Source organism: Sphingomonas sp. GC_Shp_5, from assembly GCF_026540855.1.
Taxonomy (GTDB): domain Bacteria; phylum Pseudomonadota; class Alphaproteobacteria; order Sphingomonadales; family Sphingomonadaceae; genus Sphingomonas.
Genome location: NZ_JALNUP010000001.1, coordinates 166787 through 191096, shown reverse-complemented (window position 1 = coordinate 191096; position 24310 = coordinate 166787). Strand labels below are relative to the sequence as shown.

At 66.8% G+C, this 24310-nt stretch carries 19 protein-coding genes and 1 pseudogene; 4 read left to right on the top strand and 16 right to left on the bottom strand.

The features are described from left to right. Nucleotides 1-17: 17 nt before the first annotated feature. From OXR60_RS00880 to OXR60_RS00825, 12 genes and pseudogenes are all read right to left on the bottom strand, one after another. A complete protein-coding gene (locus OXR60_RS00880; RefSeq protein ID WP_267393129.1) occupies nt 18-755 on the bottom strand; it encodes an OmpH family outer membrane protein in 738 nt (245 codons plus the stop codon). Then, nucleotides 755-3544: an outer membrane protein assembly factor BamA gene (gene bamA, locus OXR60_RS00875; RefSeq protein WP_267393127.1), complete on the bottom strand. Its 2790-nt coding sequence runs from the start codon at nt 3542-3544 to the stop codon at nt 755-757. Before bamA ends, OXR60_RS00880 begins: the two co-directional genes overlap by 1 nt. Before the next feature lie 72 nt (nt 3545-3616). After that, nucleotides 3617-4726, bottom strand: coding sequence for an RIP metalloprotease RseP (gene rseP / locus OXR60_RS00870; protein ID WP_267393125.1), 1110 nt, complete (start codon nt 4724-4726; stop codon nt 3617-3619). 20 nt (nt 4727-4746) lie between these two features. Further along, entirely contained in the window at nt 4747-5916 is a 1170-nt protein-coding gene (locus OXR60_RS00865) for a 1-deoxy-D-xylulose-5-phosphate reductoisomerase (protein WP_267393123.1), read from the bottom strand. Between the two features lie 13 nt (nt 5917-5929). Continuing rightward, nucleotides 5930-6733: a phosphatidate cytidylyltransferase gene (locus tag OXR60_RS00860; RefSeq protein ID WP_267393121.1), complete on the bottom strand. Its 804-nt coding sequence runs from the start codon at nt 6731-6733 to the stop codon at nt 5930-5932. A 10-nt stretch (nt 6734-6743) separates the two neighbouring features. Further along, nucleotides 6744-7493 (bottom strand): isoprenyl transferase, encoded by a 750-nt coding sequence (locus tag OXR60_RS00855; protein WP_267393119.1) that lies wholly within the window; start codon nt 7491-7493, stop codon nt 6744-6746. Between the two features lie 40 nt (nt 7494-7533). Next, nucleotides 7534-8091 carry a ribosome recycling factor gene (gene frr, locus OXR60_RS00850; RefSeq protein WP_267393117.1) on the bottom strand — a complete coding sequence of 186 codons (558 nt, stop codon included), beginning with the start codon at nt 8089-8091 and terminating at the stop codon, nt 7534-7536. 206 nt (nt 8092-8297) lie between these two features. Further along, a pseudogene (gene pyrH, locus OXR60_RS00845) lies at nt 8298-9008 on the bottom strand (UMP kinase); the annotation flags it as partial. A gap of 412 nt (nt 9009-9420) precedes the next feature. Continuing rightward, nucleotides 9421-10353 carry a translation elongation factor Ts gene (gene tsf, locus OXR60_RS00840; RefSeq protein ID WP_267393115.1) on the bottom strand — a complete coding sequence of 311 codons (933 nt, stop codon included), beginning with the start codon at nt 10351-10353 and terminating at the stop codon, nt 9421-9423. A 162-nt stretch (nt 10354-10515) separates the two neighbouring features. Continuing rightward, nucleotides 10516-11367 carry a 30S ribosomal protein S2 gene (gene rpsB, locus OXR60_RS00835; RefSeq protein WP_267393113.1) on the bottom strand — a complete coding sequence of 284 codons (852 nt, stop codon included), beginning with the start codon at nt 11365-11367 and terminating at the stop codon, nt 10516-10518. Nucleotides 11368-11903: 536 nt separating this feature from the next. Next, a complete protein-coding gene (locus OXR60_RS00830; protein WP_267393110.1) occupies nt 11904-12731 on the bottom strand; it encodes a phosphatidylcholine/phosphatidylserine synthase in 828 nt (275 codons plus the stop codon). After that, nucleotides 12728-13450: a phosphatidylserine decarboxylase gene (locus OXR60_RS00825; RefSeq protein WP_267393108.1), complete on the bottom strand. Its 723-nt coding sequence runs from the start codon at nt 13448-13450 to the stop codon at nt 12728-12730. Before OXR60_RS00825 ends, OXR60_RS00830 begins: the two co-directional genes overlap by 4 nt. A gap of 190 nt (nt 13451-13640) precedes the next feature. Here OXR60_RS00825 and OXR60_RS00820 point away from each other — a divergent pair, with 190 nt between their 5' ends. The 3 genes from OXR60_RS00820 to acs all read left to right on the top strand — a co-directional run bounded on the left by OXR60_RS00820 (nt 13641) and on the right by acs (nt 18794). Then, nucleotides 13641-14861, top strand: coding sequence for an NADP-dependent isocitrate dehydrogenase (locus OXR60_RS00820; RefSeq protein ID WP_267393106.1), 1221 nt, complete (start codon nt 13641-13643; stop codon nt 14859-14861). 107 nt (nt 14862-14968) lie between these two features. Next, the gene (locus OXR60_RS00815; RefSeq protein WP_267393104.1) at nt 14969-16741 is read left to right on the top strand and encodes a cation:proton antiporter; all 1773 of its coding nucleotides are present in this window, start codon (nt 14969-14971) and stop codon (nt 16739-16741) included. 115 nt (nt 16742-16856) lie between these two features. Then, complete coding sequence (gene acs / locus OXR60_RS00810) at nt 16857-18794, top strand: acetate--CoA ligase (RefSeq protein WP_267393102.1); 1938 nt, start codon at nt 16857-16859, stop codon at nt 18792-18794. A 123-nt stretch (nt 18795-18917) separates the two neighbouring features. Here the strand turns inward: acs and uvsE are convergent, their stop codons facing one another. Further along, nucleotides 18918-20081, bottom strand: coding sequence for a UV DNA damage repair endonuclease UvsE (uvsE, locus tag OXR60_RS00805; RefSeq protein ID WP_267393100.1), 1164 nt, complete (start codon nt 20079-20081; stop codon nt 18918-18920). A gap of 109 nt (nt 20082-20190) precedes the next feature. Between uvsE and OXR60_RS00800 the strand changes: the two genes are divergently transcribed. Beyond that, entirely contained in the window at nt 20191-20808 is a 618-nt protein-coding gene (locus OXR60_RS00800) for an arylesterase (RefSeq protein ID WP_267393099.1), read from the top strand. 196 nt (nt 20809-21004) lie between these two features. On the opposite strand, the gene hflX is transcribed toward OXR60_RS00800, so the two are convergent. The 3 genes from hflX to OXR60_RS00785 form a co-directional block, all read right to left on the bottom strand. Further along, nucleotides 21005-22291 carry a GTPase HflX gene (hflX, locus tag OXR60_RS00795; protein WP_267393098.1) on the bottom strand — a complete coding sequence of 429 codons (1287 nt, stop codon included), beginning with the start codon at nt 22289-22291 and terminating at the stop codon, nt 21005-21007. Beyond that, entirely contained in the window at nt 22288-22848 is a 561-nt protein-coding gene (hfq, locus tag OXR60_RS00790) for an RNA chaperone Hfq (RefSeq protein WP_267393096.1), read from the bottom strand. Before hfq ends, hflX begins: the two co-directional genes overlap by 4 nt. Before the next feature lie 83 nt (nt 22849-22931). Continuing rightward, nucleotides 22932-24308: a sigma-54 dependent transcriptional regulator gene (locus OXR60_RS00785; RefSeq protein ID WP_267393094.1), complete on the bottom strand. Its 1377-nt coding sequence runs from the start codon at nt 24306-24308 to the stop codon at nt 22932-22934. Between the last annotated feature and the right edge of the window lie 2 nt (nt 24309-24310).

Below are 24310 nucleotides of genomic sequence, written 5' to 3'. Positions count from 1 at the left end.
CGTCACCGCGGCGTCGCTCAACGGCCCGTGGGGGCGTTGCGCGAGCCGGCCGGCGCCGGGGTACCCGCGGCCGCAGGAGCGGCACCGGCCGGACCGGCCTGCTGGCGGCGCATTTCGTTGACATAGACCAGCTGGCGATACTGCTGGAGCAGCTGCACGGTATCCTGGCTCGGCTGCCAATTGGCAGGCGCGGTGGTGGTCACGGTCGGCGTCGAGCGGTCGATCTCGGCGATCACGTCACGGGTGACGTCGGTAGCAGCCGGCGCGTACTGAACGGCGTTGGGCGCGAGCACCAGGTTGATCTTCTTAGCCGCGACCACCGCCTGGAGCGCGGGATCATACTTCTGAGCGATCTGCTCGAGCGCATAGGCCTGGGCCTTCAGCGCCGGCGCGTTGAGCGCGTCGATCGCGGGCTGCGCCTTGGTCTCGGCGGCACGAACCTGGTTGCCGAGCGCGCTGCCCTGCGCCTGGCCGGCCTGGAGCTCGGCCTGCGAGACCTGGCCATCCTTGTTGGTGTCGAGGATGGTGCGGATCTGGTTGCGCAGCGCGGTCTGCTGGGTGTTCGCCTGATCCAGCTGGGTCTTGAACTGGGTGGAGATCGTCTGGTTGGCGGTGGCGAACGCCTTGGCCGACAGGATCGCCGCATCCGGCTGGGCGGTGGCGATACCGCCGGTCTGGGCGGCAGCGGCGGTGCCGAGCAGCGCAACCGAGGCGCCGGCGAGTGCCGCCAGCGAAGTCTTGGTGATGGTCTTCATTAGAACTGCGTCCCTACGTTGAAGGTAATGAGCTTGGGGTCGTCGCCGGCCTGCGAGATCAAGGCCTTGGCCAGATCGATGCGCAGCGGACCAAATGGCGAGTTCCAGTTGACGCCGATGCCGATGGTCACGCGCGGCAGCGCGCTGCTGCCGTAATATACCTCGTTGAACGGCGAAATCGAGGTCTGGTACAGCGTGTTGGTCGAGCTGCCGGTGCAGGCGCCGCCCGCAACCGAGGAATAGCCGATCGCGCAGGTGGTGTACGCGCCAGCGTTGGTCGTGTCGGTCGACGACACCAGATACAATGGCCGGCCCGCGCTGTCATACACCTGGCTCGAGATCGGCAGCACGGTGACGTTGCCGGCGGCATCGGTGATGGTCGGGAACTTGGTGGTCGGCAGCGGCTTGGTCAGGCTGAACAAGCTGCCCGCCTGGACGTAGATCGACGGCCGCAGCCCGAGCTCGCGGGCGCCGGCGCCCAAGGGAATCTCGAGCTCGGCACGCGCCAGGTAATAAGCGTTGCCGCCGAGCGCATCGTCGGTGATCGAGTCCTTGTCGGTGACCAGCACCTGCTGACCGGCATCGTTGGTGGTATAGGGAATGCGCTTCACGCGCGGACCGATGCCGCGGATGTCGAAGCCGCGGAACTGCGGCATGCCGAGATAGAAGCGATCGGTGATGCGAACGCTGTCGATGCCTTCGCCGCGACTGCCCTCGAGCGACTTGATATAGCCGCCCTCGCCGACCAGCGAGGCGACGAAGCCACCGCCGATGCCCCAGAATTTGGACCCTTCGGCGCGGGTGCGGATATACTTCACGTCACCACCGAGCCCGGCGAAATCCTGGCTGAACGACACGCGCGAGCCCGCCGTCGGGCGCAGGCGGCTGTTGAGGCTGTCGTAGATCAGCGAGTAGCCGACCGACGACGTCCAGCGGTTGCCGATCGCCTCGCAGAGATAGCGGCCGGCCTTGAGCGGATCGCAGACACCGTCGGTGAAGTAGGTCGCCTGATCGAGCCCGACCTTGTCGTAGGACAGGCCATAGCGGCCCGACAGCGACCAATATTCGGTGAGCGGCACGCCGGCGCGGACCTGGAAGCCGGTGGACACCTGCGAGTAGGTGGTCTGGCGATCGTCGCCGACATAGTTGAACGAGTTATAGTCGCGGCGGAACAGATCGACACCGACCGCGACGTTCTTGTCGAACAGATAGGGCTCGGTGAAGCCCAGCTCGATCGACTTGGAATAGCTCGAATAGTTGACGCCGGCGCGCAGCTCCTGGCCCTTGCCGCGGAAATTGCGCTGGGTGATGTTGGCCTGGATGATGAACTGCTCGAGGCTGGAATAGCCGACCGAGAGCTGCAGCTCGCCGGTGGACTTCTCTTCAAGCGTGGTGTCGAGCACGATCCGGTCAGGCTGCGAGCCCGGATTCTGCTTGATCTCCATCTTGTCCTGGAAATAGCCCAGCGAATTGATGCGATCCTGCGACCGCTTGACCTGGAAGCTGTTGAAGGCGTCGCCCTCCGCCAAGCGGATTTCACGACGCACCACCTTGTCCTGCGTCTGAGTGTTGCCGTTGATGTCGATCCGCTCGACATAGGTGCGCTGCGCCTGCGCGATGTGGAAGTTGATCCCCATCGTCAGCGTGTCGGCGTCGCGGTTGTAATCGGGGTTTACGTCGGTGAAGGCATAGCCGAACAGGCCGGCGGCCTCGCTGAGGTGGTCGATCGAATCCTCGACCTGCTTGGCGTTGTACCAGTCGCCCTTCTTGATCGGCAGGCTGGCGGCAAGCTTCTTGTTGTCGAAGTCGCGGATCTCGCTGTCGACGGTGACGTCGCCGAACTTGTAGCGCTTACCCTCTTCCACCACGTAGGTGATGATGAAGTCGCTCTTGTCCGGCGTCAGCTCGGCCACTGCGGAGGTGACGCGGAAATCCGCATAGCCTTCCGTCAGATAATATTGCCGCATCTTCTGCTGATCGTAGTTCAGGCGATCCTGATCGTACGAGGTGTTCGACGACAGCAGGCGGAACCAGCGCGACTGCTTGGTCGCCATCTGCCCGCGCAGGGTATCGTCGGAGAACACCTCGTTGCCGATGATGTTGATCTGGCGGACCTTGGACTTGGGGCCTTCGGTGATCTCGAACACCACGTCGACGCGGTTCTGATCGAGGCTGACCATCTTGGGGCTGACCACGGCGGCGAAGCGACCCTGGCGGCGATACAGCTCGATGATCCGCGTGACATCCTGGCGGACCGCGGTGCGGGTGAAGATCTGCCGCGGTGCGAGCTTGATCTCCTTGGTGATCTTGTCGGTCTTGAGCGCCTTGTTGCCCTCGAGGATCACGCGGTTGATGATCGGATTTTCACGGATCCGAACCACGATGTCGCCCGTTTCAACGCCGGCGATCGAGAATTCGACGAACAGGTCGCTCGCCTGCAGGTCCTTGAGCGCCTGATCGAGGGTTTCGGGCGTATAGGAAATGCCGACGCGCAGCTTGGTGTAGGAGAGCACCGTCTCGGGTTCGATGCGCTGGGCACCCTCGACGCGCAGCGTCTTGATGGTGCGTACGACTGCGGGGGCGACCGGGGTGACACCAGCCGGCGCAGTGACCTGCGCGCCGGGTGCTCCGGGCGCGCCGGGCGTCGCCGCCGGACGACCGGCGGGTGCCGCGGCAGGCGTTGGCGCCGGCGCAGATGCCGGGGCGGTTTGGGCCATCGCAGGTACGCCCGACAGTACGGTGCCGGTCAGCAGCACCGCGCCCGCACGGACGAACTTGGAACTCTTCATCGCTGTCACTCAACCCACCCCGAAAATACGCAAGACCCGCAGGTCTTGATTTAGCGCCCTGCCCTAACCACGTCAGCCGATCAAGCCGGCGAGACGTTGCCACAGGCCGACGGCACTCAAATCATTAAAGGTCACGATCAGCATCAGCGCGAGCACCGCGGCAAGGCCGCCGCGAAATGCCCATTCCTGTATGCTGGGTTCGAGCGGCCGGCGGCGGATTGCCTCGATCGCGTAGAAGAACAGGTGGCCGCCATCGAGCATCGGTACTGGCAGCAGATTGATGAACCCCAGATTGATCGACAGCATCGCGATCAGCCAGACGAACGCCGACCAGCCGAGCGCGAGCTGCTCGCCCGACACCTTCGCGATGCGGATCGGGCCGCCGAGCTCGTCCATCGACCGCCGGCCGGAGATGATCTGGCCGAGCGTCTGCAAGGTGCCGCCGATGATGTCGCCGGTCATCTTGACGCCGGCGGGGATCGCGGCGAGCGCGCCGACCGGCGCCAGCACGGGGGCACCGCTGCCGATGCCGAGCCGGCCGATGCGGTAATCGTTGCCGAAGCGATCGCGCTGATGGACGACGCCGATCGCCAGTGTCACGTCCGCCGGGCGACCGGCGCGGACCAACTGCACTTCGGCCTGCTCGCCGGGGCGAATCAGCGCATATTTGGCGATATCGGAGAAATTCTCCATCGCCGTCCCGCCGATCGAGACGATGCGATCGCCTTCGCGGATCCCGGCCTTGGCGGCGGGGCTGCCCTCGACCACCGTGCCGACCACCGCAGGGGTGGCGTCAACGCCATAGCCATAAGCGAAGCCGGCAAGGATCAGGATCGCCAGCACCAAATTCACGAACGGACCAGCGCCGACGATGATCGCGCGCTGCCACAATGGCTTGGCCTGGAAGGTGCGCTGGCGCTCGGCGGCGGGCAGCGACAGCCAGGCGGCATCGGGCTGGCTTGCAGGGTTCATGTCGCCGGCGAAGCGGACGTAACCGCCAAGCGGTAGCCAGCCGAACTTCCAGCGGGTGCCGCGGGAATCGGTGAAGCCGGCGATCTCGCGGCCGAAGCCGATCGAGAAGGCCTCTGCCTTGACCCCGAACAACCGGCCGGCGAGGTAATGACCCATCTCGTGGATGAAGACGAGCGGACCGATCGCGCCGAGAAAGGCGATCACGGTCATCAGGACACCCGGGGACTGGATCAAACGCTGTCCTTCCTCGCCTTGCCCGCGATGCGGGCCTCCGCCAGATAACGCGCTTCGGCATCGATCGCGAGCACCGCATCGAGCTCGCCGGGCGCGGGCGGATCGTATGACCCCAGCGTATCGGCGACGATTGCGGCAATTTCGAGGAAGCCGATCCGTCGCGCGAGAAAGGCGGCGACCGCTATCTCATTGGCGGCGTTGAGGATCGCCGGGCGGGCACCGCCTGCGACCAGCGCCTCGCGGGCTAGCCGCAGCGCCGGGAAGCGGGCGGAATCGCATGCCTCGAAATCGAGCCGGCCGAGCGCGACGAGATCGAGCGGCGCCATCGGCGTGGCCATCCGCTGCGGCCAGGCAAGCGTGTGCGCGATCGGCACGCGCATGTCAGACGGGCCGAGCTGGGCAAGCATCGAGCCGTCGATGTAGTCGACCATCGAGTGGATCACCGACTGGCGGTGCATCACCACCTCGATCCGCTCATGCGGCACCGGGAACAGCCGCGCGGCCTCGATCAGCTCGAGGCCCTTGTTCATCATCGTCGCGCTGTCGACCGAGATCTTGGCGCCCATCGACCAATTGGGGTGGGCGACCGCCTGCTCGACCGTCACCGACGCCATCTGCTCGAGCGACCAGTCGCGGAACGGCCCGCCGCTGGCGGTGAGGATGATCCGGCGCACGCTTTCGGGGGCGGCGAAATCGAAGCATTGGAAGATCGCATTATGCTCGGAATCGGCCGGGAGCAGCGTTGCCCCGCTCTGCGCCGCGGCAGCGAGGATGATGTCGCCGGCGGAGACCAATGGCTCCTTGTTGGCGAGCACCACCGTGCCGCCAGTCTTGATCGCCGCCATGGTCGGCTTGAGCCCGGCGCAGCCGACGATCGCGCCCATTGTCCAGTCGGCGCCCGACGCGGCGGCGTCGCAGATCGCCTCGGCCCCGCCCGCGGCGGCGATGCCGGTCCCGGCAAGCGCCGCCTGGAGCTCGGCGAGGCAGGATTCGTCTGCGACCACCGCGGTCTCGGCCTGGGTGCGGATCGCGGCGGCGGCGAGGCCGGCGACGTCGCGGTTGGCGGTCAGCGCATGCACGCGGAAGCGCTCGGGCTCGCGTTCGACGAGATCGAGCGTCGAGGTGCCGACCGAACCGGTCGCGCCGAGGATAGTGACGGTTTTCATGAGGTCTGATGCTTTAGAGAGGCTGGGCGAGCAAGGCCGGCAACACGATCAGCAAGGCGGCGACGGGGGCGACCGGCACCAGTCCGTCAAGCCGGTCGAGCACGCCGCCATGGCCGGGGATCACCGAGCCGCTGTCCTTGACCCCGGCGCGGCGCTTGAGGTGGCTTTCGTAGAGGTCGCCCATCTGCGCGAGCACCGCAAGTAGCGGCGTCGCGAGAACGAGACGCACCGGCAGCAGATAGGCGTAATGCATCGCCGCGGCGAACACGGTCGCCAGGATCATGCCGCCGATCAATCCCGCCCAGGTCTTGGCCGGGCTGATCCGTGGCGCGAGCTTGGGGCCGCCGATCGCGCGGCCGGCGAAATAGGCGCCGATATCGGTCGCCCAGACCAGCGCCAGCGTCCAGGCGGCATAGACAATGCCGTCAGGCTGGTGGCGGATCAGCAGCAGCGCGAACACCGGCAGGCCTACGTAGAGGATGCCGCGCGCCAAATCGCCGCGGCGGCTGACAATCGCGGTGAAGAAGAAGGCGCCGGCAAGGAGGCCGAGCGCGAAGAAATTGGGGCCGGCGGCGATCGGGCACATGATCGCGAGCGGTACCGACAGGGTGAATTGGGCAATACGCTTGAGCCGGGGCGGCGCGGCGTGGAGATCGCTCCACTCGGCCATCATGAACAGGCCGGCGGCGACCGCGAGCAGCCAGAAGAACACCCCGCCGAGCGCCAACGCGACCAGCGCCACCGCGATCAGGCCGAGCCCGGAAACGGCGCGGACCAGCAGTTCGGGCGGCCGCTTGGCCGAGGCAGGCTCGCTCACCGGTGGGCGCTCACAAGCCGCCGTAGCGCCGCTGGCGCCGGCCGAACGCGGCGACCGCCTCGGCAAGGCTGTCGGCGGTGAAATCGGGCCACAGCGTGTCGACGAACAGCAGTTCGGCATAGGCCGCCTGCCAGAGCAGGAAGTTGGACAGGCGATGCTCGCCCGAGGTGCGGATCACCAGATCGAGTGGCGGCAGCGCCGCGGTGTCGAGCTCGGCCTCGATCGCCTCGGCGGTGATCGCGGCGGGCTCGAGCTCGCCCGCCTGGACCCGCTCTGCGAGCGCGCGCGCGGCGGCGACCAGCTCGGCCTGCGAGCCGTAATTGAGCGCGATCGCGAGAATCGGCCCGGTGTTGTCGTGGGTGCGGGCGATCGCACCATCGACCATCGCGACGAGATCGGGCGCGAACCGGCGATAATCGCCGATCACGCGCAGCCGGACATTCTCGCGGGCGAGCTCGTCTATGTCGCTGCGGATGAACAGCCGCAGCAGCCCCATCAAATCGCTGACCTCCTCCTCCGGGCGGCGCCAGTTTTCCGAGGAGAAGGCGTAGAGGGTCAGCGCCTCGATGCCCATCGCGCGCGCGGCGCGGGTGACGCGGCGGACCGCGTCGACCCCGGCCTTGTGCCCGGCGAAGCGCGGCAGGTGGCGCTGCTTCGCCCAGCGGCCGTTGCCGTCCATGATGATCGCGACGTGGCGCGGCACCGTGGTCGGCGCCGGCACCCCAGCAAGCAAGGGCGCGAGAACGGGCGCGGTGCTCACGCCGGCCGCCGGCGGGCCATCGGGACGCACACCGCCACCGTCACTTGCCCAGGATTTCCTTTTCCTTGGCGGCCGCGGCGGCATCGAGATCGACGATGGTCGCGTCGGTGAGCTTCTGCACCTCGGTCTCGTGGCGCTTGCGCTCGTCCTCGCTGAACACGCCCTTCTTCTCGTCGGTCTTCAGGCTGTCCATGCCGTCGCGGCGCACGTTGCGCACCGCGATCCGCGCCTTCTCAGCATATTGATTGGCGAGCTTGGCGAGCTCCTTGCGGCGCTCCTCGGTGAGATCGGGGATCGGCAGGCGCAGCGTCAGCCCGTCGTTGATCGGGTTGAGCCCGAGCCCCGCCGAACGGATCGCCTTCTCGACCGGACCGACGTTGGTCTTGTCCCACACCTGGACCGACAGCATCCGCGGCTCGGGCACCGAGACGGTCGCGACCTGGTTGAGCGGCATATGGCTGCCATAGACCTCGACCGTGACCGGATCGAGCAGCGCGGTGGAGGCGCGGCCGGTGCGCAGACCACCCAGATCGTGCTTCAGCGATTCAACGGCACCGGCCATGCGGCGCTCGAGATCGGCCTTGTCATAGGCAGCCATCAGTCTTCCTTCTCAACATTGTTGGCGCGCGATGCGGCGAGTTGCGCGCTCAGCGCCCCCGGCGCCATACCAAGGATCTGCTCGGTAGCGCGAATGATCTCTTCCTGCTGCGCCGTGGTATGCTCGCCATTGGCGTCGACATGGACGTCGGCGGGCAGGTCGCTGTCGGTGATGCGACGGTTCTGCGCCACCGGCGCCTCCTCGGCCTGGACCACGGTCGACACGCCATCGCCGGCAAGGACCGCGGCGAGATTGCCATGCTCGCGGATGTTGAACACGACGATCGGGATGTTGTTGTCGCGGCACAGCGCGATTGCGCTCGCGTCCATCACCTTGAGATTGTCGGAGAGGACGCGGCTGTAGCTCACTGTTTCGTAGCGGCGCGCGGTGGCGACCTTCTTGGGATCGGCATCATAGACGCCGTCCACCGAGGTGCCCTTGAACAAGGCGTCACACTTCATCTCGGCCGCGCGCAGCGCCGCACCCGAATCGGTGGTGAAGAACGGGCTCCCGACGCCGGCGGCGAAGATCACCACGCGGCCCTTTTCGAGGTGACGCTCGGCACGGCGACGGATGAACGGCTCGCACACCGACTGCATCGGGATCGCCGACTGGACGCGGGTATCGATGCCGATCTGCTCGAGCGCATTCTGCACCGCAAGCGCGTTCATCACCGTCGCCAGCATGCCCATATAATCGGCGGTGGCGCGCTCGATGCCCTTGGCCGCGGCGGACAGGCCCCGGAAGATGTTGCCGCCACCAACGACGATGCACAGCTCATATCCCTTGGCGCGGGCGTCAGCGATCTCGCCGGCGACGCGGGCGGTGACCACGGGATCGATGGCGAGACCGCCCTCGCCCATCAGCACTTCGCCCGAGAGTTTCAGCAGAATTCGTTTGAAGCGCGGGGGCGTCATGGGATCCTAACGGTAAGGGAAAGTGGCGCGGACCTTAGGCGTGGGGCGCGGGAGGGGCAAGTTCGGGCGGGCTTGTTCGGTGGGCGATGCGCGGAAATTTGTTCGGTTCTGCACGGCCGGCCATCGTGATGGCTCACCATCCCCAGCCGACAGCCAGACGTCGGGCGGCTGGCGGCCGTTTGCGAGCGATCGCATGGAAGCCGGCGATGTTGGGCAACGGACCGGTGCCGTAGACCTATGTCACCCCAGCGAAAGCCGGGTCTCTGGCGACTCTTGTCGCCAAGCCTCATAAAGATCCCAGCTTTCGCTGGGATGACGGTCGTAAAAAGGGAGCCGGATTGCGCCGGCTCCCTCTGTGCCGTGACCGGCAACTGCAGCGTCGGGAGAGAGCGAGCGCCCTCCCCCGAGCGCGTTACGCCTGCGGCACGCCCGATGCGGCAGCGACTTCAGCGGCGAAGTCCGACGTTTCCTTCTCGATGCCCTCGCCGAGTTGGAAACGGACATAGTCCTTGAGCACAATGGTGGTGCCCGCGTCCTTGCCCGCCTTGGCGACGACGTCGCTGATCTTGGTCTTGCCGTCCATCACGAACAGCTGGCTGACCAGCGCATGCTCCTTGCGGAACTTGGCGATTGAGCCCTCGACCATCTTGGCGATGATATCGGCAGGCTTGCCAGACTCGCCAGCCTTCTCGGCAGCGATGGCGCGCTCGCGCTCGATCTCGCCCTCGTCGAGGTCTTCCTCGTTGAGCGCCTTCGGGAAGGCGGCGGCGATGTGCATCGCGAGCTGCTTGCCGAGGCCCTGGAGGACCTCGTCAGCGGCGTCCGACTCAAGCGCGACGAGCACGCCGATCTTGCCGAGGCCGGCCGACGCCTGGTTGTGGACATAGGACACGACCGCGCCCTTGCTCACTTCGAGGCGCTTGGCGCGACGCAGCGACTGGTTCTCGCCGATGGTGGCGATGTTGTTGGTCAGCACCTCGGCGACGGTGGTGCCCGACGGCATCGCCTCGGCTTTGAGCGCTTCGATGTCGTCACCGGTGGCGAGCGCGATCTGGGTCACTTCGCGGACGAACGCCTGGAACTGGTCGTTCTTGGCGACGAAATCGGTCTCGGAATTGACCTCGACCGCAGCACCCTTGGTGCCCGCGGTGGCGACGCCGACCAGGCCCTCGGCCGCGGTGCGGCTGGACTTCTTCTGCGCGGCGGCGAGGCCCTTGGTGCGCAGCCAATCGAGCGCACCGTCCATGTCGCCGGCGGTCTCGTTGAGCGCCTTCTTGCAATCCATCATGCCTGCGCCGCTCTTCTCGCGCAAATCCTTGACCATTGCTGCCGTGATGTCGGCCATGTTCGTGATCCTTCTATTGAGCCCGTGAGGCTCGAAACCTGTCAAAACAAACCGTTCGCCCTGAGCCTGTCGAAGGGCTGCCCTTTTCCTGCGTCAGGAAAAAGACAGTGCTTCGACAAGCTCAGCACGAACGGTGAAAAGGCGTGTCGAAGTTAGGCGCCGTTACGCGTCGATCTGGCGCTCTGCCTCGGTCGCGGCACCCTCGGTCGCTGCCGACTCGGTGGGGGCGGCGACGTCACCCGGCTGGGCGGCCGGGGTCTCGACGGTCAGCGCTTCCTCGGTGGGAGCGACGTCCTGTGCGCCGAGATCGATGCCGCGACGCGACTGCTGCTCCTGGCCGCCACGGGTCGCAGCGATCGCGATCGCCTCGCAATACAGGCGGATGGCGCGGCTGGCATCGTCATTGGCCGGCACCGGGAAGGCGATGCCGTCCGGCGACACGTTCGAGTCGAGGATCGCGACGACCGGGATGCCGAGCGTGTTGGCTTCCTTGATCGCCAGCTCTTCCTTGTTGGCGTCGATCACGAACATCACGTCCGGGATGCCGCCCATGTCGCGGATGCCGCCGAGCGACATCTCGAGCTTGTCCTTCTCGCGGGTGAGCTGAAGAACTTCCTTCTTGGTCAGGCCGACGGTGTCGCCCGAGAGCTGCTCTTCAAGCGTCTTGAGGCGCTTGATCGAGTTGGAGATCGTCTTCCAGTTGGTGAGCATGCCGCCCAGCCAGCGGTGGTTGACGAAATGCTGGCCCGAGCGGCGCGCGGCATCGGCCACGGCTTCCTGCGCCTGGCGCTTGGTGCCGACGAACAGCACCTTGCCACCACCAGCGACGGCCGACGAGACGAACTCGAGCGCGCGGGCGAAGAGCGGCACGGTCTGCGACAGATCCAGGATGTGGACGCCGTTGCGATCGCCGAAGATGTAGGGCTTCATCTTCGGGTTCCAGCGATGAGTCTGGTGGCCGAAGTGCGCACCAGTCTCGATGAGCTGCTGCATGGAGACGACGGGAGCCGCCATAGGATAATTCCTTCCGGTTAATGCCTCTGGGAAGCGGATGACGGAGCGTCCTGAGACGCCACGCACCGGGCTATGATGCTTCCCATGCGGGGTTGAGGCGCGCCCATTAGCCGGACGGGCGCGCAAGATCAACCATGCTGCAGCGACGCTTGCCAAAACGTGTTCCATCCCGCTTGACAGCGGAACACAAGCGGAACATAAGGCGTCCAGACAGGGAGCGACGGCTGGCAATTAGTCCAAGTTAACGAGAAACTTTGCCCAACGGTGACAGTTTTCCCGATCCGGCTGGAACTCTCTGACAAAAAACGGGTTTCCCAGTTATCTACAGGGGCGTCATGGTTAACGCCCAGGAGATGCGATCATGGTTCCGATGCTGAGCATTCTGGTTTTCTCCGGCGCCTTCACGGCTGCCACAGGCGTGATGGCGGTGACGGTGGGGCCACAGTGGCGCCGCGTGGCGCGCCTTGCCATGGGCCATGTCGAACCATCGTTCGCACCACTGGCGACGCTCGCCACCGCCGAGCGCCGCATCGCCGTCAGGCGCTGGGCGTCGGCTCCCGTTCCGGTATCGGTTCCCGCAGTCGCTCGGCAGTTGCGCGCCGCTTGACGCGACCATAGCTCGCGATGCTGAATGGCAGCGTGAGCAGATAGGCGAGGCAGACCGCACTGAGCGTCTGCCATGGTGCCGACACCAGCGCCGCCCCCAGCAACACCACGCCGGCGATCGCCTCGAAGCGGATCGTGCGGCGCAGGCGCAGCGAGCTCCACGAGAAGGTCGCGACGCTCGACACCATCAGCAACGCCACCCCGGCTACCCAGGGTGCAACCAGATAGGGCGAGGCGAACAGCGGTTCGTCCGTCCAGAACCACAGGATCATCGGCAGCAAGGCGAGGCCCGCCCCCGCCGGCGCCGGCACGCCGGTGTTGAAGCCGGCTGATTTGTGCGGCTGATCGGTGGTGTCGATCCGCGCGTTGAAGCGGGCGAGGCGCAGCGCGCAGAACACCGCGAGCAGCAGGCTGCACATCCAGCCGATCCGCGGCAATGCCGCGAGCGACCACAAATACATGATCAGCGCCGGTGCAACGCCAAACGAGATGGCATCGGACAGCGAATCGAGCTCGGCGCCGAACCGGCTCTCGCCATGGAGCAGGCGGGCGATGCGGCCGTCGATGCCGTCGAGCACGCCGGCGATCATGATCATCGCCACCGCGCTCTGCCACTCGCCGGCAATCGCGAAGCGGACGCCGCTCAGCCCGGAACAGAGCGCCAGCGCCGTGACCGCATTGGGTGCGACCGCACGCAACGGCAGGCCCTGCGGCACCCGCCTCAGCCGACGCGCCGGGCGGACGATCGGTGGGATCATTGCGACACGCCGATCACCGGCTGGCCGCCGACGCGGCCGATGACCGTCTCGCCGGCGATCGAGCGCTGGCCGAGGGTGACCTGGGGGGTGATGTCGTCTGACAGGAAGACGTCGACGCGGCTGCCGAAGCGGATCAGGCCGATGCGCTGGCCGGTCGCGACCATGTCGCCCGGCTTGACGAACGGCACGATACGGCGCGCGACCAGCCCGGCAATCTGGGTAAAGCCGATCCGCCGCCCGTCACGCCCCTCGACGACGATATGCTGACGCTCATTCTCGTCGCTCGCCTTGTCGAGATCGGCGTTGAGGAACTTGCCCGAGATATAGACGACCTGGCGGATGGTGCCGGCGATCGGCGTGCGGTTGATGTGGACGTCGAACACCGACATGAAGATCGACACGCGGGTGAGCGGCGCCTCGCCGAGTTCAGCCACCAGTTCGCGCGGCACCGGCACCCGCTGGATCATCGTCACCAGCCCGTCGGCCGGGGCGATGATCAGGCCTTCGCCGGTCGGCGTGGTGCGGATCGGATCGCGGAAGAAGGTGAGCACCCAGATCACCACCGCGAGCAGCGGCCAGAACAGCACCTTGGTGATCACGGTCGCGATCAGGGTGATGCCGAGCGCGATCGCGGCATATTTGTGCCCCTCGGGATGAACGGAGGGGAAGCGCCACTTGACCGTGGTCGTGGTGACGGGGGGCTTTTCCAACGATGACATGACCGGGGTGTAACCGTGCTGTTCGTGCAACACAACGCCGGTAGCAACCGCAGGTGCCCAGAGGAGGCGGGAGGCGAAGCGTTGCCGGGGTGCGGCGGGCGCCGGCACCGCCGTGCGGGCGGCGATGGTTGATCCCCTGCCCGCTTGTGCCTAGACGCTGGCCCAAATCCCCGTCTGACAGGAAGAAGACATGGCCAAGATTCAGGTGAAAAACCCCATCGTGGAGATCGATGGCGACGAGATGACCCGGATCATCTGGGAGTGGATCCGCGAGCGCCTGATCAAGCCCTACCTCGATGTCGAGCTGGATTATTACGACCTCAGCGTCGAGAATCGCGACGCCACCGAGGATCAGGTGACGGTGGATGCCGCCAAGGCGACGCAGAAGCATGGCGTCGCGGTCAAGTGCGCGACGATCACCCCCGACGAGGCGCGCGTCGAAGAGTTCAAGCTCCACAAGATGTGGAAGAGCCCCAACGGCACGATCCGCAACATCCTCGGCGGGACCATCTTCCGCGAGCCGATCGTGATCAAGAACGTGCCCCGCCTGATCCCGGGCTGGACCCACCCGATCGTGGTCGGCCGCCACGCGTTCGGCGATCAGTATCGCGCCACCGACTTCCTCGTCCCCGGCGCCGGCAAGCTGCGCCTGGTGTTCGAGGGTGACGACGGCCAGGTAATCGACCGCGAGGTGTTCCAGTTCCCCACCGCCGGCGTCGCCATGGCAATGTACAACCTCGACGATTCGATCCGCGATTTCGCCCGCGCCTCGATGCATTACGGCCTCAACCTCAAGTGGCCGGTGTACCTGTCCACCAAGAACACCATCCTCAAGGCTTATGACGGCCGCTTCAAGGACCTGTTCCAGGAGGTGTTCGAGGCCGAATTCAAGGACAAGTTCAAGGAAGCGGGGATCGTCTACGAGCACCGCCTGATCGACGACATGGTCGCGTCGGCGCTGAAGTGGAACGGCGAGTTCGTGTGGGCGTGCAAGAACTATGACGGCGACGTCCAGTCGGACCAGGTCGCGCAAGGGTTCGGCTCGCTCGGGCTGATGACCTCGGTGCTGCTGACGCCGGACGGCAAGACCGTCGAGGCCGAGGCGGCGCACGGCACGGTGACGCGTCACTATCGCCAGCATCAGCAGGGCAAGGCGACCTCGACCAACCCGATCGCCTCGATCTTCGCCTGGACCGGCGGCCTCAAGTATCGCGGCAAGTTCGACGACACCCCCGAGGTCACCAAGTTCGCCGAGACGCTGGAGCGGGTCTGCATCGAGACCGTCGAGAACGGCCACATGACCAAGGATCTCGCGATCCTGATCGGACCGGACCAGCCGTGGATGACTACCGAGCAGTTCTTCGAGCAGGTTCGCGCCAACCTCGAAGCCAAAATGGCCAATTGGGCGTAAGCGCCCCGGCCTGATCGGACACCATGCCCGGCATCTCGAGCGAGGTGCCGGGCTTTTTGTTGCGCCGGTCGCCTGACAAAGCCGCGCCGATCCGCTTAAGTGCGCCGATGGCGATGGGATTGGACAATGCGGGCTTCAGCGACACGCTGGTGATCCTGGGTGCGGCGGGGCTGGTGATCCCGGCGTTCGCGCGGTTCCGGGTGAGCCCGGTGATCGGCTTCATCCTGGTCGGCATGCTGGTCGGGCCGGCAGGACTCGGCGCGCTGACCGGCTATGCGCCGTGGCTCTATTACGTCACCATCTCCAACCCGCATGCGATCGAGCCGTTCGCCGAGTTCGGCATCGTGCTGCTGCTGTTCTCGATCGGGCTCGAGCTGTCGTTCAAGCGCCTGTGGTCGCTCAGGCGGCAGGTGTTCGGCACCGGGCCCGCCGAACTGCTCGGCTCGGCGGCGCTGATCACGATCGCGCTGCACCTGCTCGGCCAGCCCTGGGCAGGCGCGGCCGGGCTCGGGCTCGCGCTGTCGCTGTCATCAACAGCGCTGGTGCTGCCGCTGGTGGGGACGACCAGCCCGGTCGGCCGCGGCGCCTTTTCGATGTTGTTGTTCGAGGATCTCGCCCTGGTGCCGATCATCTTCGCGCTTGGTGCGATGGCACCTACCGCGGCGGCCGGGTGGAGCGGGATCGCGGGCGTGGCGCTGCGCGGCATCCTCACGGTGATCGCCATGTATGTCGGCGGGCGGATCGTGCTGCCGCGATTGTTCGCGCAGGCGGCGCGGACCAAAAGCCCCGAGCTGTTCCTTGCCGCGTCGCTGCTGGTGGTGATCGTCGCCAGCGTTGCCACCACCGCGGCTGGCCTGTCGCCGATCGTCGGCGCGCTGCTCGCCGGGCTGCTGATCGCCGAGACCGATTACCACAGCGAGGTCGAGGTGATGACCGCGCCCTTCAAGGGGCTGGCGCTTGGCGTGTTCCTGATCACGGTGGGGATGAGCCTCGACCTGCGGCTGATCTTCGCCAATTGGCGCGACCTGCTCCTCGCCGTGTCGGGCGTGGTGCTGGTCAAGGCGGTGGTGACCTATCTGCTGCTGCGGGTGGCGCAGACCCGGCGCGGCCCCGCGGCGGAAACCGGCCTGCTGATGGGCAGCCCGTCCGAGACCACGCTGATCGTGCTCGCCACCGCGGCGCAGGCGCAGCTGATCCTGCCTTCCACCGCCTCGTTCTGGCAGACGGTGACCGCGATCGGGCTGACGATCACGCCATTGCTCGCCAAGGCTGGGCAATTGGTGTCGCGGCGGATCGAGGCGGCGAGCGGGGGCGACGCCACGGCGCCGGTGCCCGACGCCGGCCATGGCGCGGTGGTGATCGGCTTCGGCCGCGTCGGTCGGATGGTTGCGGACCTGCTGGCGGTGCACAAGCAGCCCTATATCGCCGTCGAGGCGGATATCGACACGGTGGTGGAGGCCAAGCGCCAGGGCTATCCGGTGCTGTTCGGCGACATCGCGCGCGGCGAGCTGGTGACGCGGCTCGACCTCCCCAACGCCCGCGCGCTGATCCTGACCATGGACGATCCGGTGCTGACGGTGCGCCTTGCCCGGGCGGTGCGCGCGCTCGCCCCCGAGCTGCCGATCATCGCCCGCGCCCGCGATCCGGGCCATGCCGCCGAACTCTATCGCGCCGGGGTAACCGATGCGGTGCCCGAGACACTGGAAAGCTCGCTGCAGCTGTCCGAGGCGGTGCTGGTGGATCTCGGCGTCGCGATGGGGCCGGTGATCGCCTCGATCCATGAAAAGCGCGACGAGCTGCGCCAGTCGATCCGCGCCGAGGCGAAGCTCGAGCGTGAACCGCGGATCCGCCGAGTCCGGCGGCTGCGCGATCTCGGCTGATCGCTCCGCGTGAGCGACGAGGCGGTCGCCACTAGCGAACCCGGATCCATCCGCCTAGCGTTACACCCTCAAGGCAAGCCCCCGCCCTTCTCTGCCACCCTTCCCGGGACCCAGCATGACCGATCCAGAACTCTACCCCGTCTCCGGCGACTGGACCAACGCCAGCCTCGACAAGAAGAAATACGAAGAACTCTACGAGGCCGCTGCCAGCAATCCCGGCGGCTTCTGGCTCGATCAGGCCAGCAAGCGGCTCGACTGGATCAGCGAGCCGACGATCGCGGGCGACTGGTCGTTCGCCAAGGACGATTTCCATATCAAGTGGTTCGCCGATGGCGTGCTCAACGCTGCGGCCAATTGCGTCGACCGGCATCTCGACAAGCATGGCGATGCGATCGCGATCATCTGGGAGCCCGACGAGCCCGGCGAGGACCCCAAGCGGGTGACCTATCGCGAGCTGCACGCCGAAGTGTGCCGCTTCGCCAGCGTGCTGCGCGGCCAAGGCGTCGCCAAGGGCGATCGCGTCACCCTCTACATGCCGATGATCCTCGAGACCGCCTATGCGGTGCTCGCCTGCGCGCGGATCGGCGCGGTCCATTCGGTGGTGTTCGGCGGCTTCTCCGCCGATGCGCTCGCCGGGCGGATCGAGGATTGCGGCTCGAAGCTGGTGATCACCGCCGACGAAGGCCGCCGCGGCGGCAAGCGCATCAAGCTCAAGGCCTGTGTCGACGAAGCCGCCGCGCGCGCGCCGACGCTGGAGCGGGTGATCGTCGTCAAGGCGACCGGCGCCGAGATCGCGATGGGCCCCCGCGACGTCTGGTACCACCAGCTTGCGCTCGACGCCGAAGCCGATTGCCCGGCCGAGCCGATGAACGCCGAGGATCCGTTGTTCATCCTCTACACCTCGGGGTCGACCGGCAAGCCCAAAGGCGTGCTCCACACGACCGGCGGCTATCTGCTGTGGGCGAGCTTCACCCACAAGATCGCGTTCGACTATAAGCCTGGGACGGTGTTCTGGTGCGCCGCCGATATCGGCTGGGTTACCGGGCACACTTACATCCTCTACGGCCCGCTCGCCAATGGCGCGACGACGCTGATGTACGAGGGCCTGCCGAACTGGCCGGATGCGAGCCGGATCTGGCAGGTCGTCGACCGCCACAATGTCCACACGCTGTTCACCGCGCCGACCGCGCTACGCGCGCTGATGAAGGACGGCGACGGCTTCGTGACCCACACCAGCCGCAGCTCGCTAAAGCTGCTGGGCTCGGTCGGCGAGCCGATCAATCCCGAGGCGTGGCGCTGGTTCCATGACGTGGTCGGCGAGGGTCGTGCGCCTATCGTCGATGCCTGGTGGCAGACCGAAACCGGCGGGATCATGATCGCTCCTCTGCCCGGCGCGGTGGCGATGAAGCCGGGATCGGCCGCCAAGCCGCTGCCCGGGGTGGCGCCGCAGCTAGTCGACGACAAGGGATCGCCGCTGGTCGGCGTCGCGCAGGGCAATCTGTGCATCACGCAGAGCTGGCCGGGGCAGATGCGCGGCGTGTGGGGTGACGAGGACCGTTTCTTCCAGGCTTATTTCACCACCTATCCCGGCAAGTATTTCACCGGCGACGGCTGCCGGCGTGACGAAGATGGCTATTATTGGATCACCGGGCGCGTGGACGACGTGATCAACGTCTCCGGCCACCGGATGGGCACGGCCGAGGTCGAGAGCGCACTGGTACTCCACGAGGCGGTCGCCGAGGCCGCGGTGGTGGGCATGCCGCATGATGTTAAGGGCCAGGGCATCTATGCCTATGTGACGCTCAATGCCGATCAAACGCCGAGCGACACATTGCATGCGGCGCTGGTGCAATGGGTGCGCCACGAGATCGGGCCGATCGCCGCACCCGACAAGCTGCAGTTCGCGCCTGCGCTACCCAAGACGCGCTCGGGCAAGATCATGCGGCGGATCCTGCGCAAGATCGCCGAGGGCGATGTCAGCAGCCTCGGCGATACGTCGACGCTGGCGGATCCGGCGGTGGTGGACGATCTGGTGGCGAACCGGGTGGCGTGACGAGGGTCTTCTGCTGCCGGCGTCTGCCCAACGGGATCTGAGGCTTCATGGGGCGGGTCGGCAGGAGCCGCTGGATACCCCGGCTTTCGCTGGGGTGACGATGGTCCGTGGCTGGCCGCCCCGCTATTCCGCCGCCAGCGTCTCGGCACCCTCGTCGACGTCCGGCGCCTCGTCCACGCCGACCCCCTGCTCGAGCGACGCTTCGTCGCGCGCGAGCGACTCGGCGTCGTCGGGCTCTATCCCGAACCGCGCCGCCACGTCAGGGGCGAAGCGGAGCAGGTCGGGCCGAAGCTTGAGGAGGCTGACGTCCTTGGCCTTGCCTTCCATCATTACGTCAAACTCGAGCCCTTCGGCCATGCGCATAAAGGTGGCGAACTCGAACGGGTTGGTGAAATCCGCGTGCCCAGTCCAGATCGGCGGGCGAAGCACGGTCTTGACCCGGGCATTGGCCTTGACCGGCGCCTTGGTGACCATCCCCTTGCGCGGTGCCTTGCCGGCGGCGGCATTCTCGCGGTCCTTCGCGGTCACCTTCTGCTTGAGCTCGCGCATCTCGGTGCGCGGCGAGGAGAAATGGATCTTGGGGCGGACCCCGGCGGGCCAGCTGGCGAGGAACTTCTCCAGCGTCGCGCGCATGTCGAGCCGCTCGGGGTTGAGGCACCAGAAGTGCTGATAGTCGAAGATCAGCCGCACGCCGGTACGCTCGTGAATCCATAGCGCATCGGCGGCGGAAAAGCGGATGTCGTCATTCTCGAGCACCAGCCGGCGCCGGACGTGCTCGGGGCATTCGTTCCAGCCCTCAATCCACCGCGCGCGGCTCGCCTCGTGATCGTCATACACCCCGCCGACATGGGTCACCATCACCGCTTCGTCGTCGAGCCCCATCCGGTCGAGCATCTCGGCCTGGCTGGCGAGATCCCAGATGCTCTTGGCGGTGAGATCGGGATTGGGGCTGTTGAGCAGCACATATTGCGAGGGGTGGAACGACAGGCGGATGCCATAGTCACGCGCCTTGGCGCCGAACGCGGCCAGCTCGCTGTCGCTGTCGGCCACCATCGAGTGGAATTGCGGCAGATCCGGGTGGGTCGCATAAGGCGCGAGATCCGAGGAGAGCCGGTACATGTCGAGATCCACCGACTTCAGGTAATCCAGGATCTTGTCGACCTCTTCCAGCGAGGTCTTGAGGTGCGGCTCGCTTTGCCAGCGGCGCGTGTCGTTGCTCTTGAAGCCGGGCTTGCCCATTACCTTGACGGGGAAGCCGAGGCGGAGCGGGTGCGAGGAAGCGGTCATCCACGGGTAACGAGCCCGGCGGCCTGAGGGTCCCTGTGGCAGACGATCACGGGCTGCTTCGGACGGCGGTTGGAATTGCCGCGGCGGATCCACATATCGCCTTCACTCGATGATCCAGCACGACCATCCCCCTGCGCCCGCCGACGCGTTTATCCTGGCGTTTGGCGACAGCCTCACCGCTGGCTATGGCCTTCGCCGCGACGATGCCTTTCCCGCCGTTCTCGAGCGTGGATTGCAGGCGAAGTTCGCCGGGGCGAGCGTTCATAATGCCGGGGTATCGGGCGACACGACGAGCGGCGGCCGGGCGCGCCTGCCGCGCGTGCTCGCGGCGCTGCCACGGACGCCCAATCTTTCGATCGTCGAGCTTGGTGCCAACGACTTCATCCGCGGCGTCGATCCCGCGCGCACGGCCGACCATCTCGATGCGATCCTCGCAATGCTGCACGACTGCCGGATCCCGGTGCTACTCGCCGGGATGCAGGCGCCGGCGATCCTCGGCGAGCGGGCGCGGCGGTTCAACGCGATATACCCGACCCTCGCAGCTCGGCACGCGGTAGCGTTGGACCCGTTCTTCCTCGACGGCGTCGCCGGACGACGAGGCTTTGTGCTGGCGGATGGCTTCCACCCCAATGCCGCGGGTATCGCCCATGTCGCGGAACGCATCCTGCCGCGGGTCGAGGCGGTGCTGGCAGAGCAAGTCGGCCGCCAGGAACTGGTCGGCAGCTGAGCGTCGCGCTGGCTAGCCCAGCAGCAGCAGGCTTAGCGTGCAAATGCCGATCGCGGCGCTGCTGGCGCAACACAGGATGCCGACGTTACAGCGACACAGGTTCGCATCGATCCGGTCCATGACACCTCTCCTTCGCCCTTCTGACGAGGGCAGAAGGCGAGGATATCACAGGCGGTTAGCAGCGCAAGTTGGCGAGTCAGCGCTGGAGGAAGCGCTCATAGTCGCGCTCGGCGAGGCGCACTTCATATTGGCTTTCGAGGCCGTCATCGCTGTGGCCGAGCACCTCGCCATGCGCGTGGAGCCACGCCGCGCCGGCGCCGTCGCCGGCATCGAGCGTGATCCAGTAGCGGCGATGCGCCGCGGTGAGCTTGGCCGCGACCTGCTCGATCAGCGCATCGACGCCCTCGCCGGTCAGCGCCGAGATGGCGACGACATCGTCGCGCCGCCCGGCGTCGACGGTGGCATCCTCGTGGCGCTCGCCGTCGAGCAGGTCGAGCTTGTTCCACGCCTCGAACCGCGGCGTGGTGCTCGAGACGCCGATCTCGGTCAGCACCGCCTCGACGTCGCTGCGCTGCGCCTCGGTATCGGGATGAGCGATATCGCGAACGTGGATCAGGAGATCGGCCGAGACCACCTCCTCGAGCGTCGCCTTGAACGCCGCGACCAGTTGGGTGGGCAGATCGGAGACGAAGCCGACGGTGTCGGACAGGATCGCCTTGTCGATCCCCGGCAGGCTGATCTGCCGCAGGGTCGGGTCGAGCGTCGCGAACAGCAGGTTTTCCGCCATCACGTGCGCGCCGGTAAGGCGGTTGAACAGCGTCGACTTGCCGGCATTGGTGTAGCCGACCAGCGCGATCACCGGCCAGGGCGCGCGCTGGCGCCGCTCGCGATGAAGGCCGCGGGTGCGGCTGACCTGTTCGAGCTCGCGGCGGAGGCGGGCCATGCGATCGCGGATCAGGCGGCGATCAGCCTCGATCTGGGTTTCGCCCGGGCCACCAAGGAAGCCGAAGCCGCCGCGCTGGCGCTCGAGGTGGGTCCAGCTGCGCACCAGCCGGCCCGCCTGGTAATCGAGATGGGCGAGCTCGACCTGAAGCCGGCCCTCGGCGGTCGCGGCGCGCTCGCCGAAAATCTCGAGGATCAGCCCGGTGCGATCGATCACCTTGGCCTCGAGCGCGGTCTCCAGGTTGCGCTGCTGGACGGGGGTGAGGCTGGCGTCGAACACCACCAGCCCGGCGTCTTCCTGACGGACGTGGACGGCGAGCTGTTCCACCTGGCCGCTGCCGATCAGCGTCGCGGGCTTCGGCGCGCGGACGCGGAAGGCGAGCTTGTCGGCAACCACCAACCCGATCGCCGCGGCGAGGCCGGCGGTCTCTGCCAGCCGCGCGTCAGCATCGCGATGGGCATCGCCCTGGTCGGGGAGCACGACCAGCGCGCGCCCTCCCCGGGCGAATTCGTCACGATCACGGTTAAAGCCGGTGGTCACGCGTCGTCTTCACCTTCATCGGCGAGGTTGAGCGGCCGCGACGGCTGGATCGTCGATACCGCATGCTTGTAGACGAGCTGCGCCATGCCCTCGCGCTGGAGCAGCATGCAGAACAGGTCGAAACCGGCGATCTGGCCCTGGAGCATGACGCCGTTGATCAGGAACATCGTGACCGGGTCTTCGGACTTGCGCACCGCGTTGAGGAAGATCTCCTGGAGCAGCGGCTGCTTGCGCTGGGCATCGTTGACGCCGTCGATGATGCTGGTGACGTCGATCGGGCCGGACGGCATGATCGTCGAGATGGCGTGCTTGTAGATCAGCTGCGACTGGCCGTCGCGGCGCAGCAGCACGGAGAAATTGTCAAACCAGGTGACGATGCCCTGGAGTTTGACGCCCTTGACCAGGAACATGGTCACCGGAGTCTTGGAGCGGCGGAGGGCGTTGAGGAACAGGTCCTGCAGCGAGCCGGGCTTGTCGGCCATGATATGTGTCTTTCGGTTCTTGGCGGGACCTTGGGCCCGCTGATGCGCCGTTTCCCAGCGTCGGATGCCGCCCACGCGGGCAGCGGCTCGTTAATCTATGGAGTCGCCGCCCATCCGGCAAGGTTGGGCAGCGCCGGTCTGACGCGAATCAGGCCGGATCAATCCTCTCGCATGTCCGTGATGCCGAGTAATTTCAGCTTCCGGTGCAACGCCGAGCGCTCCATGCCGATGAAGCTCGCGGTGCGGCTGATGTTGCCGGAGAAGCGGCGGATCTGGACACGCAGATACTCGCGCTCGAACGTCTCGCGCGCCTCGCGCAGCGGCGAGCCCATGATCGTGCCGCTGCCAGCGCCGCCGAGATCGCCCTGGTCGCCGAGCACCTCGGCTGGAAGCAGATCGAGATCGATCCGCCCGATCCGGTCGCCCGGCGCGAGGATGATGGTGCGCTCGACGACGTTGCGGAGCTGGCGGACGTTGCCGGGCCAGTCGTAGGATTGCAGCGCGACCATTGCGTCGGCGGCGATCTCCGGGGTCGGCACGCGGCGCTCGTTGGCATAATGCGCCATGAAATGCTCGACCAGCGGCGGGATGTCCTCGCGGCGATCGGACAGCGGCGGGATCGGCACGGGGACGACGTTGAGCCGGTAGTAGAGGTCTTCGCGGAAGCGGCCTTCGGCTATTTCCAAGGTGAGGTCGCGCGAGGTGGCGGAGACGACGCGGACGTCGACCTTGACCACGCGGGTGCCACCGATGCGGGTGAAGCTCTGATCGGTCAGGACGCGCAGGATGCGCGCCTGGGTGGCGACCGGCATGTCGGCGATCTCGTCGAGAAACAGCGTGCCGCCATGCGCCTGTTCGAGCAGCCCGGGGCGGACGAGATCGCCGCCCTCCTCTACCCCGAACAGTTCCTCCTCGACCCGCTCGGGGGTCATCCGCGCGGCGCTGACGATCACGAACGGCGCCTGGCTGCGGTTGCTCCAGCCGTGGAGCAGGCGCGCGGCGACTTCCTTGCCGACGCCGGCGGCGCCCATGATCAGCACCCGGCTGCCGGTGGCGGCGACGCGCTTCAAGGTCGCGCGGACGCCGTTGATCGCGGCGGAGCTGCCGGTGAGGTCGCTTTCGCGTCCCGCCGAGACACGCAGCGAAGCAAGCTCCTGGCGGAGCCGGTCGGTCTCGGTGGCGCGGGCGACGAGCAGCAGCAATCGCTCGGCCTCGAACGGCTTCTCGATGAAGTCGGCGGCACCGCGGCGGATCGCGGCAACCGCGGTGTCGAGATTGCCATGGCCGGAGATGACCAGCACCGGCAGCGAGGGATCGCGGCGCTTGATCTCGTCGAGCAGATCGAGCCCGTCGAGCCGCGAGCCCTGCAGCCACACGTCGAGCAGCACCAGGCTGGGCCGGCGGGTGGCGATCGCCTCGAGCGCGGCATCGCTGTCACCTGCGGACCGGCTCTCATAGCCCTCGTCCTCGAGGACCCCGGCGACCAGCTCGCGAATGTCTTGTTCGTCGTCGACGACGAGGATGTCGAGCGCCATCT

Coding starts and splice junctions, on each gene's coding strand:
- OXR60_RS00815 (WP_267393104.1), top strand. CDS start 14,969: ATGGCGATGGGATTGGACAATGCGGGCTTCAGCGACACGCTGGTGATC.
- OXR60_RS00785 (WP_267393094.1), bottom strand. CDS start 24,308: ATGGCGCTCGACATCCTCGTCGTCGACGACGAACAAGACATTCGCGAG.
- OXR60_RS00865 (WP_267393123.1), bottom strand. CDS start 5,916: ATGAAAACCGTCACTATCCTCGGCGCGACCGGTTCGGTCGGCACCTCG.
- uvsE (WP_267393100.1), bottom strand. CDS start 20,081: ATGACCGCTTCCTCGCACCCGCTCCGCCTCGGCTTCCCCGTCAAGGTA.
- frr (WP_267393117.1), bottom strand. CDS start 8,091: ATGGCTGCCTATGACAAGGCCGATCTCGAGCGCCGCATGGCCGGTGCC.
- rseP (WP_267393125.1), bottom strand. CDS start 4,726: ATGACCGTGATCGCCTTTCTCGGCGCGATCGGTCCGCTCGTCTTCATC.
- rpsB (WP_267393113.1), bottom strand. CDS start 11,367: ATGGCGGCTCCCGTCGTCTCCATGCAGCAGCTCATCGAGACTGGTGCG.
- tsf (WP_267393115.1), bottom strand. CDS start 10,353: ATGGCCGACATCACGGCAGCAATGGTCAAGGATTTGCGCGAGAAGAGC.
- bamA (WP_267393127.1), bottom strand. CDS start 3,544: ATGAAGAGTTCCAAGTTCGTCCGTGCGGGCGCGGTGCTGCTGACCGGC.
- OXR60_RS00880 (WP_267393129.1), bottom strand. CDS start 755: ATGAAGACCATCACCAAGACTTCGCTGGCGGCACTCGCCGGCGCCTCG.
- OXR60_RS00825 (WP_267393108.1), bottom strand. CDS start 13,450: ATGTCATCGTTGGAAAAGCCCCCCGTCACCACGACCACGGTCAAGTGG.
- OXR60_RS00820 (WP_267393106.1), top strand. CDS start 13,641: ATGGCCAAGATTCAGGTGAAAAACCCCATCGTGGAGATCGATGGCGAC.
- acs (WP_267393102.1), top strand. CDS start 16,857: ATGACCGATCCAGAACTCTACCCCGTCTCCGGCGACTGGACCAACGCC.
- OXR60_RS00830 (WP_267393110.1), bottom strand. CDS start 12,731: ATGATCCCACCGATCGTCCGCCCGGCGCGTCGGCTGAGGCGGGTGCCG.
- OXR60_RS00800 (WP_267393099.1), top strand. CDS start 20,191: ATGATCCAGCACGACCATCCCCCTGCGCCCGCCGACGCGTTTATCCTG.